General features: G+C 47.0%; 17 protein-coding genes and 1 pseudogene. All 18 read right to left on the bottom strand.

Annotated elements, in window-relative coordinates:
- Positions 1–43 precede the first annotated feature (43 nt).
- Entirely contained in the window at positions 44–853 is an 810-nt protein-coding gene (locus HQN88_RS28210; protein WP_173118796.1) for a response regulator transcription factor, read from the bottom strand.
- A gap of 59 nt (positions 854–912) precedes the next feature.
- On the bottom strand, positions 913–2,721 hold the full coding sequence (locus HQN88_RS28205; protein ID WP_246320504.1) for a sensor histidine kinase: 1,809 nt from the start codon (positions 2,719–2,721) through the stop codon (positions 913–915).
- 586 nt (positions 2,722–3,307) lie between these two features.
- The gene (locus tag HQN88_RS28200; protein WP_173118793.1) at positions 3,308–4,396 is read right to left on the bottom strand and encodes a nitric oxide synthase oxygenase; all 1,089 of its coding nucleotides are present in this window, start codon (positions 4,394–4,396) and stop codon (positions 3,308–3,310) included.
- Positions 4,397–4,410: 14 nt separating this feature from the next.
- Positions 4,411–4,743: a hypothetical protein gene (locus HQN88_RS28195; protein ID WP_173118791.1), complete on the bottom strand. Its 333-nt coding sequence runs from the start codon at positions 4,741–4,743 to the stop codon at positions 4,411–4,413.
- A 33-nt stretch (positions 4,744–4,776) separates the two neighbouring features.
- Positions 4,777–5,475, bottom strand: coding sequence for a pirin family protein (locus HQN88_RS28190; protein WP_173118789.1), 699 nt, complete (start codon positions 5,473–5,475; stop codon positions 4,777–4,779).
- Positions 5,476–5,579: 104 nt separating this feature from the next.
- On the bottom strand, positions 5,580–6,278 hold the full coding sequence (locus HQN88_RS28185) for a hypothetical protein (RefSeq protein ID WP_173118787.1): 699 nt from the start codon (positions 6,276–6,278) through the stop codon (positions 5,580–5,582).
- 339 nt (positions 6,279–6,617) lie between these two features.
- Complete coding sequence (gene abc-f, locus HQN88_RS28180; protein WP_173118785.1) at positions 6,618–8,558, bottom strand: ribosomal protection-like ABC-F family protein; 1,941 nt, start codon at positions 8,556–8,558, stop codon at positions 6,618–6,620.
- Positions 8,559–8,665: 107 nt separating this feature from the next.
- A complete protein-coding gene (locus tag HQN88_RS28175) occupies positions 8,666–8,809 on the bottom strand; it encodes a hypothetical protein (protein WP_173118783.1) in 144 nt (47 codons plus the stop codon).
- A gap of 112 nt (positions 8,810–8,921) precedes the next feature.
- Positions 8,922–9,683, bottom strand: a complete 762-nt coding sequence (locus HQN88_RS28170) for a sulfite exporter TauE/SafE family protein (RefSeq protein WP_173118781.1) — start codon at positions 9,681–9,683, stop codon at positions 8,922–8,924.
- Between the two features lie 109 nt (positions 9,684–9,792).
- Positions 9,793–10,338: a nucleoside/nucleotide kinase family protein gene (locus HQN88_RS28165; protein ID WP_173118779.1), complete on the bottom strand. Its 546-nt coding sequence runs from the start codon at positions 10,336–10,338 to the stop codon at positions 9,793–9,795.
- 128 nt (positions 10,339–10,466) lie between these two features.
- On the bottom strand, positions 10,467–11,501 hold the full coding sequence (locus tag HQN88_RS28160) for a FecCD family ABC transporter permease (protein WP_173118777.1): 1,035 nt from the start codon (positions 11,499–11,501) through the stop codon (positions 10,467–10,469).
- Between the two features lie 3 nt (positions 11,502–11,504).
- Positions 11,505–11,609: pseudogene (locus tag HQN88_RS28155) on the bottom strand (iron chelate uptake ABC transporter family permease subunit); the annotation flags it as partial.
- Positions 11,608–12,540, bottom strand: coding sequence for an ABC transporter substrate-binding protein (locus HQN88_RS28150; protein WP_246320509.1), 933 nt, complete (start codon positions 12,538–12,540; stop codon positions 11,608–11,610). The pseudogene HQN88_RS28155 and the gene HQN88_RS28150, both read right to left, overlap by 2 nt.
- Before the next feature lie 185 nt (positions 12,541–12,725).
- A complete protein-coding gene (locus HQN88_RS28145; protein WP_173118772.1) occupies positions 12,726–14,357 on the bottom strand; it encodes a helix-turn-helix domain-containing protein in 1,632 nt (543 codons plus the stop codon).
- 166 nt (positions 14,358–14,523) lie between these two features.
- Positions 14,524–15,069 carry an NADPH-dependent FMN reductase gene (locus tag HQN88_RS28140; RefSeq protein WP_173118770.1) on the bottom strand — a complete coding sequence of 182 codons (546 nt, stop codon included), beginning with the start codon at positions 15,067–15,069 and terminating at the stop codon, positions 14,524–14,526.
- A gap of 148 nt (positions 15,070–15,217) precedes the next feature.
- Positions 15,218–16,330, bottom strand: a complete 1,113-nt coding sequence (locus HQN88_RS28135; protein WP_173118768.1) for a Ger(x)C family spore germination protein — start codon at positions 16,328–16,330, stop codon at positions 15,218–15,220.
- On the bottom strand, positions 16,327–17,397 hold the full coding sequence (locus tag HQN88_RS28130) for a GerAB/ArcD/ProY family transporter (protein WP_173118766.1): 1,071 nt from the start codon (positions 17,395–17,397) through the stop codon (positions 16,327–16,329). Before HQN88_RS28130 ends, HQN88_RS28135 begins: the two co-directional genes overlap by 4 nt.
- The gene (locus HQN88_RS28125) at positions 17,394–18,821 is read right to left on the bottom strand and encodes a spore germination protein (protein ID WP_173118764.1); all 1,428 of its coding nucleotides are present in this window, start codon (positions 18,819–18,821) and stop codon (positions 17,394–17,396) included. The genes HQN88_RS28130 and HQN88_RS28125 overlap by 4 nt, the downstream gene beginning before the upstream one ends.
- Positions 18,822–18,914 lie beyond the last annotated feature (93 nt).

The raw sequence follows: 18,914 nt of genomic DNA, 5'->3' as shown, positions 1-18,914 counted from the left end.
ACATAGCTGCCGCAGGGAGTAACAGCTATCGGGTAATATTCCACTATTTCGAGGTATCTATCCGATCCGCCCCATCCATAATTTGTTTCCGATACTGATTCGGGCTCGTCCCTTCGTACTCTTTGAACAGCTTAATGAAATATTTGGACGTCTGGTAGCCGACTTGCTCTGAGATATCAGCAATGGTTAATCTGGTTTGCAGGAGCAGCTCCTTCGCCTTCTGGATGCGGTTTCTCGTCACATATTCGCTGAAGGTGAAACCCGTCTGCTCTTTGAAAAGAGCGCTGAAATAACTCGGATTCAGATGAATCTGGCTTGCTACCTCGCTCATGCCCAGCGGATCTTGAAGATGTGCCTCCACGTATTGGATGGCCTGTTGCACAGGAGCACTGTAATTTTTGTCAGCAGTCTTCGCCTGCATCAAGCGCGTGTCCACCATTTTCTCCATCGTTTCAACGCGCCCGCGATCTTCTTCAATGCGCAGCGCCTGCTCAACGGCGTCGAGCAGCTTGCTCTTCTGAATCGGTTTGAGCAGATAGTTAACAACACCTAATTCGATCGCCGTTTGTGCATATTGAAAATCCGGATGTCCCGAGATAATGATGACCACAGGCTTGTGGGCGAAGCCACGCGTGCCTTCCACCAGTTGCAAACCGTTCATTTCAGGCATTCGGATGTCTGTAATCAAGAGATGCACGGGTCGCGATTGTAAAAGTTCGAGCGCTTCAGTTCCATTGCAGCAGCTAATTATCGCATACCGCCCGATGGACCAGGCTTCTAACGTTTTGCGTATGCCTTCTCTCGTTAATGGCTCATCGTCAACGATGAGTATGGTTTTCCCCGATTGGTTCATCGTGTTCCTCCTAAAAGATTTTCTTTAGAAAAACTAGCCTCGAAAGCACTCGGCTTGGCTTACATCGGAATATCGAAACTCACGCTGGTACCCTGCCCAGGACTACTTGTGATCGTCAAGCCACGATATGTTTCTGGGAGTGACGGGTAGTAGAGTTGAAGACGCCGCTGCACATTGGAGATGGCCATGCCTTTTCCTTTGGCGGATGGAACACCAGGGGCGGAACCTGGGGCGGTGCTCGATGTGGAAGGGCTCGATTCCGTGCCCGTTGCTGCGCCGCTTCCGCGTTCCATCGAATCCAACACAGCTTGCAGTGTCAGATCATCCATCCCTGGACCATCATCACATACCGTAATGCGCAGCTCCGATGGCTCGAGCGGCGACGGTTCCACGCGAATCGTGATCAGCCCTACTCCGATTTTGCCTTCCAAGCCATGCAAGATAGCGTTCTCCACCAAAGGCTGAATCAGCAGCTTCGGAATATGTACGTGACTGTACATCTCGTCGCTGTCAATTTCCCAAACGAGGCGTGAGCCGAACCTCACACTCATAATGCTTAGATATCGCTTAATGTGCTCCAATTCCTCTGAAAGGCCGACCCACACATCCTTGTTCGGATTGCCGATAACATAGCGAAATAAATCAGACATGGCGACGACCAGATCAGCCAGCTCTTCTTCCTCTTTTTCCTGCAAAGACCAGTACAGTGCCTCTAAGGTGTTATACAAGAAATGCGGATCAATCTGCGCTTGGAGGGCTTGCAGCTCTGTTCGGCTTTGGATCAATTCTTTCTCGTACACGAGTTTAATAAGTCGATTCATGTTATCTACCATCTGATTGTAGGTCATGTTCAAGTCATTCAGTTCCGTGGTGTAAGACTGCGTCAGATTAGGTGTCAGTACCCCTTGCCTTGTATTCCTCATGGCTCGCATCAGCCTAAGAATTGGCCTCGTAATCATCGAAGACAGCAGGAATGACAGGATAATAAACAGCACCAACCCGATAGCCCCAGATACGATAATCGCCCAACGCAGCACGGAAATCCCATCTTTCACATCACTCACCGGATACAAAATCATCAACGTCCAGCCCGTCTGCTCGGAGAGCTGCTTCACCAAAATATATCGCTTCTGCTCTAAGGTAACTTGCTGCGAATCGGTATGCATTAGCCCGCTGATATGAGCAAGTGCTCCGCCTTCAGAAACAATTGGCCTTGCCGAGCTATCGGCTAACAGCATCAATTCGCGATGCCCCGTATCGGGGAGCTGGCTTTGGAAATCGAAATAGCTGCGATTAATTCGCACCATTAAATACCCGCCATTTGAGAACCATCGGTCAATTAAATTGATCCGGCGTATGGCGAGAACCGTGTCGGGATTCTTCGGATCGTTCCCAATCCAAATCAGCCTGCCCTTCTCTTTATCTGCCTGCTCGATCCAATTCGGCTCAATAAGATTCGTTAGCCGCTGCTCATCCAGTGGAAACATACGCGCAAAATCCGTCGTATACAACTCCACATTGCTCACTCCACTATACGCTTGGATGTGATTGGCGATTTTCAAAAGCGACTGCCGCTCGCTGAAGTTTGGTGCCTTCCCTTGAACCGATGATAAAAACAATTGCTGCAAATATACATCATTTACAGCCTGTAACGTCAACGTATCGATTTGTGTAATGATTGCTTCCAGTCGACCGTTTGCCTGGCTGGCAATTTGTTTCATCTGTGTCTCCGCCTTCGTATTGAGGAGGGTGGACACCGAATTGTACGTAATCGCGCCTGCACAGACCAGAACGATAATCATCACGGCAATAAATCCCGCTAACATCTGATTGCGCAATGTATTCCAGTTAGCCAGCTTCTGCCACAAGCGGAGTTCCCCTTTTCGTATATAGTAAGTGCTTTCAATATGCCAAATCATACTACATAGAAGTTAGTTTGGCTATTAAACTATTGGTGGGTGGCGTGGAACATTTTGGAGATACATTAGAGGTTGGGGGAGGAGTTGCTGGGGAGGTAGCGGCAGGTGGTGCACCGAGAGGTAACGATGGGTGCTGCGGGAGAGGTTCCGGCCAGAGCAGCGCCAAGAGGTGCGTTAGTTCGATTTTGCCGAACTAAATTGAGGATTACTTGTTAAAAAGGCCCGATAGTCCGATTTCGCCGAACTATTCAAGCATTTTTCTTGCTGTAGTGGTGTTTGGAGCGATTTAGTTCGGCTATTTCGGACTAACTAGGATTTATTGGCGCTGTCAATGAAATTAAGTCGGCAATTTCGGACTAATGGCTGTAATTAGGTAGACAGGAGCCTAGGGATGCGCAGCAGGAGCTTGCGAGCTGTAAGTCGATTCTGGCGACTTGCAGGGGGAGTGACAAGGGCTTTATCAAAAAAGCCTACTCACCATCACATCAAATGTGAACACGTGAGTAGACTTATCGACTCCAAGTAATAACCGCAGCTAGCGCTTCTTACCGTGGTAAAAGAAATTAGGCAGCTTCACTTCATTCGAGTAATGCTGATGAAAAATATGTGTCGTCGCCGGGGACATCGGCGGAATCAGCCACGTCCAATCACCCGTGACGTCGCGCCCGCTTTTCTCTTCGTTGTCCTCGAAGCGTTTGAACTGCTTCGCCGCCGTGTGGTGATCGACGATGGCGACACCCTGCTGCGCGAACGAATGCAGCACCGCTACATTCAGCTCGACCAATGCTTTGTCTCGCCATAGCGTCGACTCGTGACGCGTGTCGAGTCCCATGATCGACGCTACACGCGGCAGCATGTTGTACCTCGCCTCGTCGGCAAAGTTCCGCGCGCCGATCTCGGTTCCCATGTACCACCCATTAAACGGAGCCGCGGGATAGATCACGCCGCCCACTTCGAGGTACATGTTGGCCACCATCGGTACCGCATACCATTGCAAATTCAGATCAGCGAAGGTTGGCAGCTCCGGATGGGAGATCGCCACCTCCATAATCAACGCTTTCGGAATCTCGAACAACCGCGGTGCTCGCTCTCCCACTTGAAGCATGAGTGGCAGCACATCATAATGCGTGCCCGCGCTCTGCCAACCAAGTGCTTGACATGCCTTGGTGAATTCCACAGAAACTGGATCGCCCACGATGCCATGTTCCGTCTCATAGCCAGCATAGCGAATCAGTTGCTCATTCATGATCTGAACAACAGGCTTCCCTTCCAGCAGAGGTGGGAATATCGTGATGACGGGGCGGATCTTGCCGCCATTCGTAGCTTCCTCGATATGCCGGAACAGCGCGTCCGCCGCTGCTTCTTCCGTCTCAATATGACGAGCGTCGTATACACGAAGCGACTCCCAGAACAATCGCCCAATGCAGCGGTTGCTGTTGCGCCAAGCCATTTTCGCGCCATGGATCAGCTCTTCAATCGTATGCTCATACGCCCCTTTATACTGGATCGCTTGCGTAATCTCAGCAATACGCGTGTCGATTTGCGCCTGACTTTTGCCCAATTCGGTATAGCACTCTTGTATAAAAGGGATCGCTTTCTCTAGTTGCTGGTCCTGAACTTTCATCGGTATAGCTCCAATCACTTCACACTAAATTGGTCGGGAATGTAGCTGATATGGGAAGTTGCGACGATCGTTAGCTCGCTTTTATCGTCATCCGTAAACTGAACACCATCATCACTCACATAGAACCATAATTTCCGCGTAGGCTCATTCTCAAACTCTTGAAAAACAAATACATTCAGTTCATCTTTCCATTTCAAAAGCTCCGCAATCTTCTCGGGCTGATCAATCTGAACGCGGAATAACCACTGTTCGCCTTGCTGCTCCCACGTATAGGGCACAGGCTGCTTACTTGTATCGATAAAAGCACGACCGCCAACCGCATGCTTCACTAAAAAAGTTTCCTTCATCGCTGCAACCTCCTCTATCTCTCCATTATCGTCTTATGGCAGATCAATAAGCATGAAATGTGTATCTTCAAGCGCACGAATCGTCAGGGATGACTCCCCCTGGATACGGGCACTGTCCTTTGATTCGAGCAGCGCATCATTAGCCGAGCATTTCCCACTCACGAGCATGAAGAAAATACGACGATTCTCGCCCTGCTCAAACACTAGCTCTTTCCCTGCGTCCAGCTTGCTTAGGTAGATGCTCATATCTTGATGGATCTTCGCGATGTGAGGGCCGCCTTCGGGTGTCACGACCGGTAAGAGATGATTAACCATCGCCTCTGGCTCGTACGTTACATTTTCAAATGAGGGCTCCATTCCTCGCTTCGCTGGCATAAACCAGAGCTGAAACAGACTCATCGGTTCCGTTTCCGATGCATTGTACTCGGCATGAATAACGCCGCTGCCTGCGGACATTCGCTGTACACCATTGGAAGCCGTTATGGCTACATGGCCAAGGCTGTCTTCATGCTTAATTGCTCCGCTGAGTACGATACTGACGATCTCCATGTCACTATGAGGATGAGGGCCAAAACCCCGTCCTGCTGCGATATCATCGTCATTACACACACGCATGACACCAAAGCTTACATTTTCTTCATCAAAATAGTCGCCGAAAGAAAAGCTTTTGTGGCTCTTGAGCCACCCCAAATCAGTTGAATTACGCGTGTCGGCAGGAAAAACTTGGATCACAGCAATCGCCTCCTTCTATAAGTACCTCTAGCTTATCATACTGGGAAGACGGACTCCATGTCAGATCGGTGGCAGAACGAAGCCAGTTTTGTGACGATGGCAAATTACTTGCGTTCTATGAATTGCATGTGAGGTTGACTTCGCTCGTTGGTGTCGGTGATTGAGTTGATAAATTGTATGTCCCCTCCATCTGGCGTATAAATTTTGTTGAGATCGCCTAGAATCGGAGAGGTTTGATCTAGGTATTGAACAACTTTTCCATCTAGAGTAAAAATAAGAAGATAAAGATTATCATCTGATAATCTTAACGAATTTCGGGTCCATGTGTAGCCTAAACGCTCATTGATCTGAGTGTGTGTCGTATAAGGACCGAACAAAAAGAGCTTATCCCAAGCAAAATTGGTTAGTTCTTTCACACTCATCGCAGTTGTTTCGCCACTGCCTCGAACGGAATCTATCTGTTTATTGAAACTTGCCGCTAGCGCTTGCTGCCCAATCGGATCGACTTTCTTCAGTTGCTGATCTAGTAGTCTGTTCAACGACAAACTTGCAGGAACGGCCAAGATGAGGATGAGCGTAATCAAGCAGAGCGTTTTTACCAATTGGCGCAGAGCTAGCACTTGAACAAAAACATACGTAATTGCAAGGGATATGAACAAAGGTAGTATACTAATCGTTGTGTTAAAGAGGTCAAAACCATTCTCCCTAACATCTAGAACCTGATTCACTATGCCATAAGCAAAATAATATAGAATCGTTAACACGATCCAGATTACTCCGATAAGCAATGTGTTCTTACGCATGTTCCTCACCTCGTTCTTACAGGTATCTTGCATGATCACATGAACAATGGTTTCCTTTGGCGCGATTTGGTCGAGAAGGGAACCAGGATGCACTATTTACCGTTACACACTCAAAAAGACAATGGAGGGGAACGTGGGTGCTCTATTCTTCCTAAAAGTGCTCCCAAGTCCCGAAATACGTGCAGATAGTGCATCTACGTTCCTCTTCTCACCTAAAACAGCTGATTTCCGCAATTTAGTGCACTCAGGTTCCCTTATGACCAACTAGAGTCTCAAAAGAAAGAGGCAGCACTCGCGTAGATACATCTACTTAAGGCTACCTCTTACTGAGATAAATATCTACGCCTCCAACATCCACTGCTCATACAGTGCATCCAACTGCCCCTGCACGACTTCCCGCTTCTCCCAAAGCGCCGCGAGCTCCCCCGGTGCCAGTGCCTCGCTTTCCTGCTGCAACTGTTCATCCAACGCGGCCAACTCCGCTTCTATGCCAGCGATCCGCTTCTCCAAAGCGCCCTTCCCAGACGCCGCCGCTGGTTTCCCCTGCTTAACTGCAGAACCCTCGGGCTGTTTCACTTTCACTTTCTCTTTCACTTTGTCGACAGTGATCCTGCTTCGTTCCTCAGCCAGAAGTGCCTCCCGCGCGCGAAGCTCGCCGCTCTTCTCTTTATAAGCATCAAAATCACCTAAAAACACGGTGATCTTCCCCTGATCCAACTCCCATATTTTACGCGCCAGCCGATTCATAAAATACCGATCATGCGTCACCGCCAGCACCGTGCCGGGGAATTCCTCCAGCGCATCCTCCAGTGCTTCGCGCGACGCGATGTCCATATGATTCGTCGGCTCATCCAGAATGAGCAGGTTCGGCTTTCGCAGCACGAGGAGGGCTAAACGCAATCGTGTCCACTCGCCGCCGGATAAGGAACTCACTGCTTTGAACACATCTGCGCCATAAAATAAATAAGCAGCCAGCCGCCCACGTGCCTCCCCTTCTTCCAGCTTCGCTTCCTCGCAGAAATACGCCAGCACAGATTTCTTATTATCCGCAGGATATGCTTGCTGCGCTAAATAGCCGATGTCGACACGTGCTCCGAGCTCGAGCTCCCCGCCATCCGGCAGTACTTCACCGAGCAGCATCTTCAGCAGTGTTGTTTTTCCTGAGCCGTTATGCCCGACGAGCATCACCTTCTCGCCATATTCAAGTGCGCCGCTCGCGAGCCCCAGCACCGTCTTCTCGCCATATCGCTTCGTGATATTCTCGAAGCGCATCACTTTGCGGCCAGAGCGATCCTCCGGCTTCAAATCGAAATCCGCCGCCTTCGGATCGAGCACAGGACGCTTAAGCTTTTCCATCCGATCCAGCGCTTTCTGCATGGAGAACGCCCTGCGGAAGAACTTCTCATTCCCGCCAATGCGCCCCCATTCGATCAACTGCTTGATCGTCTCTTTCATCTTTTTGATGACCTTCTGCTGCTCTTGATATTCCGCGAACTGCTGAAGCAGTCGTACTTCCTTTTCCTTCACATAGCCTGAATAGGAGGTGTGATACGTCGTTGACTCACCGTCTTCCAATTCAACGATTTTCGTGACGACAAGGTCCAGAAAGTAACGATCATGGGAGACGATGATACAGGCGCCGTCATAATGCTTGAGGTAATCCTCCAGCCACTCCACACCGGCCAAATCCAAATGATTCGTCGGCTCATCCAGCAGTAATAGGTCTGGTTGGCCGATTAACTGGGAAGCCAAAGTAATCTTCGTCTTCTCTCCCCCCGATAGCGAGGCGAAGCTTCGCTCATAAAACCCTTTTGCAATCCGCAGTCCATTCGCCACTTGATCAATTCGTGCATCCAGCTCGTAGCCGCCTTCGCGTTCGAATCGCTCTTGCAACATTGCATATCGCGATAGCAGCTGATCCGTCCGTTTCTCATCGTTCATGACCGCTGGGCTCGACATTTCGCTCTCCAGCTCCCGCATTTTTGCTCGGCACGCAAGCAGTTCCTCGAAGCTCGCAGCCAGCACATCGTACACCGTGAAGCTTTCCCAAGCGCTTGGGATTTGGGCTAAATATCCGATCCCCGTATCCTTTCGCACGGTCAGCTGCCCTTCGTCAGGCTTTTCCATTTTGGCAATGAGGCGCAGCAACGTTGATTTTCCACTGCCATTGCGGCCCACAAGTCCGACACGTTCCCCTTGATGGATCTCAAATGTAACATCCTCGAGCACCAGCTGGGCACCGTGGTATTTTTTTATATTTTGACCATTAATAATTAACATAGTAAAGGATCCTCCTTGGTTTGAAGACAGACCCTGACCTGCACGCAGCTAACACAAAAAGGCCGCAGGAAAATTCCTACGACCTTTCGGATCATTTCCGTAGAGGGTTAAGGTAGGCGTCTTTTCGTGAGTTGGTAAACCGTATGCGTATAAGTGAACAGACCTCTCGCGTCTTTGACTTCTGCATGAACGATGCCAGCCATCGCAATGGGTAACTGGCTCACACGGTTGTTTACAAACTCTCGATTCATCCTACCTTCACCTCCTTCATTAACACTCTGCTAAAATCATATCATAACCACCGGTTAATTCGCAATGGATCTCTCAGAATCTGGGCTGGCACATATGGGTGTAATGCCCCCACTACATCAAGCTCCAAATCTGCTTCCCCACCAACAGCACACATACCGTGATAAAAAGCGGCCGCACATACGCCGATCCCTTACGGATCGCCATACGAGAGCCAAGTAATGCGCCGCACACCATCGCCAGTCCCATCGGGATGCCGATCCAATAATTAATGGAGCCCAGCGCCATGAACGTAATTAAACTAGCGATGTTGCTGCCGAAATTGAGAATTTTGGCATTGCCTGCTGCTTTGACGAAATCGAAGCCGACCATCAGAAATACAAAAATAAGGAATGATCCCGTTCCTGGGCCAAAGAACCCGTCATAGAAACCTAAGACGAACGCCGCGCAGCCCATTAGGAAAGCCGTCCTCGCCGAGTACTGACTGAAGGTCGAGATGTCTCCCCAATTTTTGCGGAAAATCGTGTAAATCGTAATTAGTATCAGCATCACCACAACCAGTGGTTTTAGAAAATCGGAAGGAATTTGCCGCAGCACGAATACTCCGCACACCGCACCAGCCAAGGACAGCACGAACAACCCGCGTACCGCTTTGAGATCAACATTCCCTGTCCGCATAAACGAAATCATGCTTGTCAGCGACGACATCGTCCCCGCTAATTTATTCGTACCTAGCGCTAACGCTGGTGGCATTCCTGTTGCAAGTAAGACTGGCACCGAAATAAGCCCGCCTCCCCCAACAACCGAATCTACATAGGCTGCCAAGAACCCGCCGACGATAACGAAAATCATCATTTCCCAACTCAAATGCAACATGATGTGAATGAACTCCTCTTGTGTTTGAATAAGTATGGTTTGTCCAACACCTATTCTCGCATGATGAACCCATTCAGGCAAGAATTTACCTATGGTAAAAAATAAAAAGTTAAACCGAACGCTTCCGTAATTCATCTATTATTCGATCAACGAGAAGCACTGTAGGCAATTCGCCTTGCAGGACAACATCCGAATTGGCTTTCACCGTCTTTTCCATTTCTAGATAAGCAGCTCTTCCCCTATTCAAATAGTTATGCAAGTCACTTTGTAATTCACTCATCCCTTGTTGTTGTTCGTTCCGTAGAATGCGTCTAGCCATGGCAATATCCAAAGGGGTGTCGATATAAAATGCCACATCAATAAAGTCTCGCACGGCATCATTCAGGTAGGCAAACGGATAATCGAGGACAATATAGTCGAGTGATTCATCTTTTAGCAGAAGCTGAATATCGGTAATGAGTGGAGAAAGCACCCATGCGTTGTAATCAGCCCCCGCCTCGACCCACTCGCAAATATCCGGGCAATTCTCAAACTCGTAATCATCAAAGTAGAGGGCTTGAGCATGATCTAATCTATGGATCAAATGTTTGATTGTCGTTGTCTTCCCTCCACCAGAAACGGCAGAAAAGGATAGTACACGAGGCTTCTTATTCATGAGTATCACACTCCAATAGCAATAATTATCCATACTAACTTAACATACTTCCATGGACATATGGCATAGCAAAAAGCCGCTGATCTTCTCAGCAGCCTTAGCGTTTCTAAAAGCCCCTAGCCGGGTGTTTATCTTTTGTTTCGCATAAGTAAATAAAGAAAGTAAGGCGCCCCTATGACAGCTATAACGATACCCGTAGGGATCTCAGATGGCTGCAGAATCCAGCGGCCAAGCGTATCTGCCGTAATGACTAGGAGCGAGCCGATGAGTGCAGAACCTGGCAAAAGCCACTGATGCTTCGGGCCGACAAGTCTGCGAGCAAGATGGGGGCCAATTAACCCGACAAAGCCGATTCCTCCGCTAACAGCCACGCTAGAAGCTGCTAAACCGACTGCCGCAGCAAGCAACTTGAGCTGCTCCTTCGAAACTTCTGCGCCGAGCCCTTTCGCTGTATGCTCCCCCAGATTAAGCACATTCATCACACCGGCTTTGTAGAACACGTAGGGTAACAACACAACAATCCAGGGCAACAGAGATAACACAAACTTCCAATTCGTCCCCCAAATACTGCCTGCCTGCCAAGTAGCGACGAACTGGAATTTTTCTGGGTCCAGCCTTAAAGTAAGTACAATCATTGCTGCGCTAATGCCCGCTGCAACGGCGATCCCGTTAAGGAGCAAGCGAGTAGGAACAATGCCATCACGTGGACTGTACGACAAGGAACCAATGAGGACCGCTGTTAGCCCTGCACCGACCAGCGCCAATACCGGCAAAAGAAATACAGGGGCTGCCGCAGTTGTCGGATAGAACGAGATGAACAACATCACCATCAGACCAGCACCAGCGTTGATTCCAAGAATACCAGGATCAGCTAAAGCATTGCGAGAAATCCCCTGCATGACGCAGCCAGATACGGCAAGCCCCGCTCCGATTAACAAGGAGATTACAATTCGCGGCAAGCGAAAATCGAATAAAATCAGGCTTTGTTTATCGGTCCCTTGACCCAACAACGTTTGCAGTAAATCAATTGGTCTGAGTCGTATATAGCCAGTATTCATACTGATTACAAAGATAATAAGAATGAATATGCCTAGTACAACAAACGTGCTAATACCTTTGTTTCTTCTGTTTGCTTCTAGTATGGGTACATCTCCAAGTTTCATAGCTTATAATCCCCTCTTTTCTTTGCGCACAAGATAAAGGAAGAAGGGAACTCCAATCAAGGCAATCAACGCACCCATTGGCGTTTCATAAGGCGGATTAACCATTCTAATTCAACAATAGCTTCACAATATCGTCCAGTTGTGCGTCCATACTAATCGGGTCGTTACCGTTCCATTTGTTATCCAGCGTGTAGACATGTTTATTTAGAACAGCAGGCAATGATTTCCACAAGGAGCTGTCCAGCACCTCTTTATAGATCGCGTCGGATAACGTATCGTAAGGCTTAATGACAAACATGCGGTCCGCTGCATAATCAGGCACTACTTCCATCGATACTTTGGCGAAGCCAGTTTTATTATCTGGATTCATTTCCTTTACCTTCGGAGGAACCTTAAAGCCTAGTGTTTGATAAATCGTAATGGAGATATTCTCGAAATAGGCAAATACTTGCTTATTCATAAATTGTAATACGGTAGCTGTCTCCGCTTGTTTACCATTTGCCATGAGCTGACCTTTGATTTTGGCCGCCTTTGCTTGATATTGATCTACCCATTGCTTGGCTTCAGCGGACTTACCGAGAATATCCGCTAATTTATTCAGATGCACGAACATATCACTGCCAGCATATTTAATCGTCACCGTCGGCGCAACCTTGGATAATTTCTCGACTTCTTCCGGTTTCACAAATTCATTAACAATGATGAGATCTGGGACCAGAGATAGGATTTTCTCCACATTATATCCGCCATTGTCGCCAATAGACTCGATGCCGGCCAACTTATCTTTTAAATAACTGGAATCGAGGAAAAATTGACTGGCAACCCCAACCGGCTTAACCCCCAAGCTTAAGAGATGGCCAACATAATAATTAGCTACGACTTTTTGGGGATGCGTAGGAATTTCAATCTCTTTTCCTGTATCATCCTTATATATGCGGGTTAAAGGCTCCTTTGTTGCTGTCTGCTGCGGGGACGACAACGGGGTGGAACCGCTTGAATTCTCCGATTGGCTGCCGCAAGCAGCAAGCACAACGGCCATACACAAAATGACCGACAAAACCAAACTATTCTTTTTTCTTTGCCACATAACGAACTACGCCTCCAAATTTTCATTTACATATATGATAACGATTCTCATTATCACCAATAACAGAAGTATAAAGCATCCCCTGCTCCAACGTAAATGAAAAATTCGGACGAGAAAAAGTATATTTCGGACATCCTCTATGTACGTAATGATCCAAATAGCTGGAGAACTTGCTTCTGGATCAGATCATGATTGAAGGCGGAATATTCATACCAAGGCCCAATCTGGATGAGGGACACACGTTTTTCTCTGTATGCTTTCATATTCTGCCATTCCTCTGAGCTATTCAAGGTTTGTAACGTTGCGTGCGACGCCCCATCCTCCGAAATCAGCATCAGTATGCGATCCGCGTCACATTCAGCGGCTTGTTGGGGATCAATCAATTCGTAACTGGCGTCGAGAGAATCCAGATGACGAGCGGGCGACAGCGGCAGCTGATGAAACATCGCTGTACCTTCATACCCTTTTCCCCAGCGATACATATTTTTTCTATCAATCATAATGACAATCAGCTTTTCGCGTTGAACGAGCCGTCTGACTTGTTCACTGATCAAACCTTGATTGTAGTCATAGTTGGTTAACCATGTTTCGGCTTCCTGTCTTTTCTCAAGAAATGCTCCTACCATAAGCAAATGCTCTCGCCAATCCTTCGTTTTCCACGGAATAAATAATACAGGAGCAATATGCGTGAGCATTTCCTGCTCTCGAACCGGCAAAAAATCATCAATAGCGATAATGCGATCCGGACGGGAAACAAGAAGCGATTTCCGATTAAAATCGTAGTCATGTCGCAAACGCACCTTAACATCGAAACCGAATTTGCTACGATAATAGTCCGTCCAGTAATGATCAATGGGTGCTGCGAATGGAATGACTTGGAGCGGTAGCAACATCCCAATATTAGGCCAACTGTAGGCGGCGATCTTCAACTGATGGTTTTTCAAATAAAGCGCTGGGGAAATACCGATATGACTTTTAAAAGCACGCCTAAAGTGGCTTTCATCATGATACCCGACATTCTGCGCCACTTCCCACAACGGAATATCAGGCTTCCTCATCAGCTCTCGCGCATGATTCATCCGCAATTCCGTCAAGTAGTCTACCGAGCTTTTCCCGTATAAGCTCTTGAACAATCTCCTGAAATGACGGGAACTGATCCCTGCCTCTTGGGCCAATTTTTCAAATGAAATTTGTTCCCGGCAATGCTCATCGATGTAGCTTTTGGCTTTTTCAATCATGGCCGTCAAGCTATTCAACTGTATGGGAACCTGCTTCTGGAGAACACAACACAACAACTCGTGAAAAGCGCCTTGACTCCGCAATCGTTGCAGCTTATTATCCCCAAACCAATGTTGGCAGATCACCTGGCATAATGGAATAACCTCAGAGGCCGAGATAGAAGCCGATCCAATAACAGGAAAATCCGCACTCTGTTCGGTAGAGCTTTCCTTCGACAATCGTGTTGCCAAACCTATATCAAATGTAAACAAATAGAAGCCTTTCTTCTCAAAAGCATACATATTTGCCTCTACCCATTGTCCTGGCCTGCATATCCATACTTCTTCTGATGTCACCAGGCTGCTTGCCGAATCAACGGTCAACTGCCCTTGCCCCTCTACAATCACAATTAGCAAATAGGATTCTAGCATTTGACGCTCAAGCAGCCAGTTGCCATCACTCTCCTGAATATGTTGGATATCGGCAAGCTTAAACCATCGCTCTTCTATATAATCAAGTGTTGCTGGCTCTATACCTTGCGGAAAAGACACTCGCCATCACCTTCCCTGTACGACCTTGTTATGCACATAATAATCTCAATCTGAGGTTATGTACATAGGGACATCAATAGGAACGACAGGACCCTATTTCTCCGAAAAAAAAGGGCAGCCCTAAAGTAGAATGATCTACTTTGGGGACTGCCCTTACTTCCAATATTTATCTCAACGTTTTCAACGCGCCGCTCCAAGCTTTCACTTGGTCAAGCATCGCATTCACATTGTCTTTATGTAGATCAGCTGGCTTGAATACGGAGAAGTTCTCGAAATCTGTAAACAAAGAGAATGTCGGATGCACACGAACGTCTGCTACCAATAGCTCACCAAGAATACCACGCAGATGTTCTGCTGCACGAGCACCACCTGTTGAACCGTAGCTCACGATACCAGCGGCTTTGTTATTCCACGGCTCACGTGCGGAGTCCAATGCATTTTTCAAAGCACCTGTAATACTGTGATTATATTCTTGGACAACGAATACAAATCCGTCCAGGCCTTCAAGTTTCGTATTCCATGCTGCGAGTCCAGGCTCTTCACCAGTGCCTTCTCCGAAGAAAGGCAATTTGTACTCGGCAATATCAACTATTTCGTACTCAGCATCTCCACGCCCGTCAGCAATTGACTTAACCCATTCTCCTACTTGTGGGCTAACACGACCTTGACGCGTGCTGCCAAGAATAATACCAATTTTCAGTTCATTCGACATCTTTGTTACCTCCTAAAATAAAGTGAATTACTTACTTAACGTAACTTCATCAGTATAACGATTAATTTGGACCACTGGAAGTAGGCACTTTAAAGGTACCAAGTATACTTTAGGATACCTACTATGTAGCCTCGCATGTTGCTACTCACTAATTAATAATCCCATGTGAAACAATCTCTACTCTCATCGAAACTTGAAAGTTAACCTTCGGATATTCGGTCTCCCAATCCATCTTTTTCCACTCTTTTGGGTAAAATGCCATCACCTCCCGCGCTATGCCCAATGCATCTGAATTCGCACGTTGCGTTAGTTTACAAATCTCATTGGCTTCTTTCGTCAAAATCTCAGAGAATCGCGTATTCATTTGCTCAAATTTCTGCTTCTCAGACAAATCAAATTTGGCTGTTTCAATTACGGAACCTTTCATTTTCAAATTGATTCTCGCCTGAACCCGGCCATCTGTGTCAACCCACACCTGCTTGTCTTGCTTTAAACTAGAGATGTTTAAAGTTAAATAGTCAGAAGGGTCTTCTGGAATCGATTCCTCCTTTACATTTCGTGTGATTACACAAACGTTGGCTTTATTCCCATTCATCAATAGGATAAGCGTCGATTGCTCCGGCGTTAACGAGTACCCGGTATATTTCCGCTCGTTCAACAAGGCTAAACCATCTACAACTGCTTTATCCGACTCTTTCCTAAGCAGTGGAATAACCGGATCGCGCCCTGCATCGTGCAACGTCGGATAGAGGGAATGTAGCGTAATCGAAGGTATGACCGTTTCATACCTCGCGCTCATGATGATTTTCCGCAAATATTCCCCTGACGTCGCTGACCCGATACGATCTAGGCGAATTAACTCGCCAGCATTGCCGCGAACAATGGCTACTTTGGCCAGCATCGGATCATTGGCATTTCGAAATGTGGAGTCGAGGATATCGCCCAAATCTTGTTTCGCCAACTTTTCACCAATCAACATGACTTGATTTTTGGATGTACCGATCGGACCTGCAATCTGCAAACCGATTTTTTTATACAGCGATTCTTGCAGGGTAGGTCCTGATGCCGACAATACCTCATGCACGGGCGATGTCCTTTCCTTCCCGCCTGGGGATTGAATGGTTACCGTAGTGACGATATCGTTATTGCCATTCACATCTATGGATGTTGCGTAAATCAGTTGCAGGTTTTTGAGTTCATTATGATAGTTGCAGCCGGAAAGCAGCAGAGCCATCAGACAGCCAATTGCGAGACTCCTCATGCCGGTAATTGCCCCCTTTTTCCCATTAGCCAGGCCACAATTAAGAGTACAATTGGAATACCTAAAGTGATAAAGCCTTCCACCTCCGTGACTTTCGATAGAAATTGAACTCTTGCCTCTGATCTCCAAAAGATTCCCGTTAAACAAACTATAGGAACTAGAAAATAAACGACTTTCTTATGCTCTTTGTTTTGGAATAGATAGCCCAAGCCCTTACTGGCACAATAGATGTAACTGATCAGTGTTGCAGTCACTTTCACCAACCATATGGAAAGAAAGAGCAGATCCAATCGTTCCAAAAAAGGCAGTGAAATGCCGTTTAAATAATACGGTACAGGCTGTGGGATGAAGTCAAGCGACTCTGGACTGAAATTCAAAAAGCAAATGAGAACTACGATCATAAAAAACAATGTTGCCAATCCATTTGCCCACAGAATAGGCGTAATCAAGCTCTTTCCTTGCGCTTGGATATCGGAATTCAGCACGAGAAACACTTCAAAACCTAAAAAAGAAAGGACGGAGCTTTTGACTCCCATCATAATCCCATGTAAACTTTCTTGCCCTATCGGTAATAAAAAGCGGTAATCCGTCGTGCGGAAGCTTGTCAGCATAATCGCCAGCATAACAATAATTAAGAGGGTAATCAGCGCATGGTACCGGGCAATAATCCGAATATTCTCCTTGGCAAGGTAAATACAAACCAAACAATTAGCCACGATGATAAGCCACGGATTAGAAAAAGGCAGTATCCAAAGCTCCACGAACGTCATTTCCAGCAATAGAACAAGACAGGTTGTAAAAGTAAAATGCGCGATGAATATGGCGGTAATTGTATTTCCCAACCATTTCCCAACAATAAGCGGTGCGAACTCATAGAGGTTTTTCTGTGGAAACCTTTTGCACAAAAGGACGTAACCGACTAAGATGAGCTGCACACACCCACCAGCCAAGAGAATTGAAATCCATCCATCCGCACCAGCTGCTTTATGTAAATCATAAGGGAACGACAATACGGCGATACCGATCTGTGTTTGTAAAATGAAAGCAAACAACTGAACCCGTGTCATGATGCCCTCCTATCGGACGCTTTTCTGCCGAAGATTCGTCTTGGCAGCTGAACAAGAGCCATCAGAATACGCCTTGGATTAAAAGGCATAAACGGATAAAAGTAAGGAACGCCGAACGTTTCAAGCTTACTTAAATGCATGAATAACAAGCTGAAACTAAAAGAAATGCCTACAAAACCCAATAACGAGGATGCGATCATAATCGGGAATGAGATCAGTCGAATCGCTAGGCGCATTTCATGAGAGGGTATGCTGAACGAAGCAACGGCGGTCAGGGAAATAACGACAATCATCGTCGTGGAAACGAGGTTCGCATTGACCACCTCACTTCCAATAACTAACCCACCTACAATGGACAGCGTCGATGCAATCGATTTGGGCAGTCGGATCGCCGCTTCTCTTAGTAGCTCCAGTACGGTAAGCATAAATAAAGCTTCCATAAGCGGATTAAATGGGATATTTTCCAACGAGGCTTTTAGGGAAAACACTAAATCGATCGGCAGAATATCAAAATGATTAGAGACAATCGATATGTATACCGAAGGCAGCGCAATACCAATCATGACGCTAATTAACCGGAGGAATCGGAAAAAAGTCCCGTTCCACCACCTGACATTGAAATCATCCGCCGCTTGGAAGAACATAAAGAATGTCACCGGCAGTATCGTAGCGAAAGAGCATCCGTCCACCAATAGCGCCACTCGTCCTTCCATTAAATGCGCTACTGTACTATCTGGTCTTTCGGTAAATAACATTTGAGGGAATGGCGATAAATAGCTGGCTTCCAAACGATTTGTGATCTGCCCAGGAGACTTAATAAAGGTAGCTTGGTTTGTGAGCAGATTGGCAATAATTTCATCGACTACGTTCATATCGGCCACATCACACATGTAAATGAGTTTTACGCTCGTTGGGCTTTCTGCCCCCAGTGTGAATTGCCGCTCAACCAAGTTCACATTCTTCAATCGTTGGTGGATTAATTGCGAGTTAACGGAAACGTCATCGACAAAACCTACATGCGATCCGCGAACCGTTTGTTCATTTTGCGGCTCTCCCATACTGTGAGCAACCCTTGCAGTTGCATCTACCATGACGATGTCCATTCGCTGATGAATCAGTATCGCACATCTGCCCTGAAGCATCCCAGCCGCCGCGGAGTTCAAATCGGTAACAAAATCGATATCCATAATGGGAAGAATATCTTCTAGACGGCCTTCCCCAGCTTGAAGCAACGGTCTTAGTATATCGGTTTGCAGCTTGTCTTTATCCGTTACCGTAGTCAGATAGAGTATACTTCCCTTTAATCCATGCAGAGTAAAATCCCTAGATCGCACATCATCAGACGAATGGAAGCACTGGAATAGCTTCTGTATATTCACCTCGATCTCCTCAGAAATCAGAAAAGAATCCTGTTGCATTTCCATACCATCCCCTCCGTCCAACCACATTTCCGTTAGTATTTACCAGTTGTGGTTGATTATCCAGATACAACCATTAAAAAAAACCGCCCAGGCTCG

Origin of the sequence: Paenibacillus qinlingensis (assembly GCF_013204845.1) — a bacterium.
Classification (GTDB): Bacteria; Bacillota; Bacilli; order Paenibacillales; family NBRC-103111; genus Paenibacillus_E; species Paenibacillus_E qinlingensis.
Note: the sequence above shows the minus strand (reverse complement) of the source record. Positions and strands in the feature narration are given on the sequence as shown.

Excerpts from the sequence above, each read along its gene's own strand:
- HQN88_RS28135 (WP_173118768.1), bottom strand. The coding sequence starts at position 16,330 with ATGAGGAGTCTCGCAATTGGCTGTCTGATGGCTCTGCTGCTTTCCGGC.
- HQN88_RS28175 (WP_173118783.1), bottom strand. The coding sequence starts at position 8,809 with ATGAATCGAGAGTTTGTAAACAACCGTGTGAGCCAGTTACCCATTGCG.
- HQN88_RS28170 (WP_173118781.1), bottom strand. The coding sequence starts at position 9,683 with ATGTTGCATTTGAGTTGGGAAATGATGATTTTCGTTATCGTCGGCGGG.
- HQN88_RS28140 (WP_173118770.1), bottom strand. The coding sequence starts at position 15,069 with ATGTCGAATGAACTGAAAATTGGTATTATTCTTGGCAGCACGCGTCAA.
- HQN88_RS28210 (WP_173118796.1), bottom strand. The coding sequence starts at position 853 with ATGAACCAATCGGGGAAAACCATACTCATCGTTGACGATGAGCCATTA.
- HQN88_RS28200 (WP_173118793.1), bottom strand. The coding sequence starts at position 4,396 with ATGAAAGTTCAGGACCAGCAACTAGAGAAAGCGATCCCTTTTATACAA.
- HQN88_RS28195 (WP_173118791.1), bottom strand. The coding sequence starts at position 4,743 with ATGAAGGAAACTTTTTTAGTGAAGCATGCGGTTGGCGGTCGTGCTTTT.
- HQN88_RS28165 (WP_173118779.1), bottom strand. The coding sequence starts at position 10,338 with ATGAATAAGAAGCCTCGTGTACTATCCTTTTCTGCCGTTTCTGGTGGA.
- abc-f (WP_173118785.1), bottom strand. The coding sequence starts at position 8,558 with ATGTTAATTATTAATGGTCAAAATATAAAAAAATACCACGGTGCCCAG.
- HQN88_RS28130 (WP_173118766.1), bottom strand. The coding sequence starts at position 17,397 with ATGACACGGGTTCAGTTGTTTGCTTTCATTTTACAAACACAGATCGGT.
- HQN88_RS28185 (WP_173118787.1), bottom strand. The coding sequence starts at position 6,278 with ATGCGTAAGAACACATTGCTTATCGGAGTAATCTGGATCGTGTTAACG.
- HQN88_RS28160 (WP_173118777.1), bottom strand. The coding sequence starts at position 11,501 with ATGAAACTTGGAGATGTACCCATACTAGAAGCAAACAGAAGAAACAAA.
- HQN88_RS28150 (WP_246320509.1), bottom strand. The coding sequence starts at position 12,540 with ATGGCCGTTGTGCTTGCTGCTTGCGGCAGCCAATCGGAGAATTCAAGC.
- HQN88_RS28125 (WP_173118764.1), bottom strand. The coding sequence starts at position 18,821 with ATGGAAATGCAACAGGATTCTTTTCTGATTTCTGAGGAGATCGAGGTG.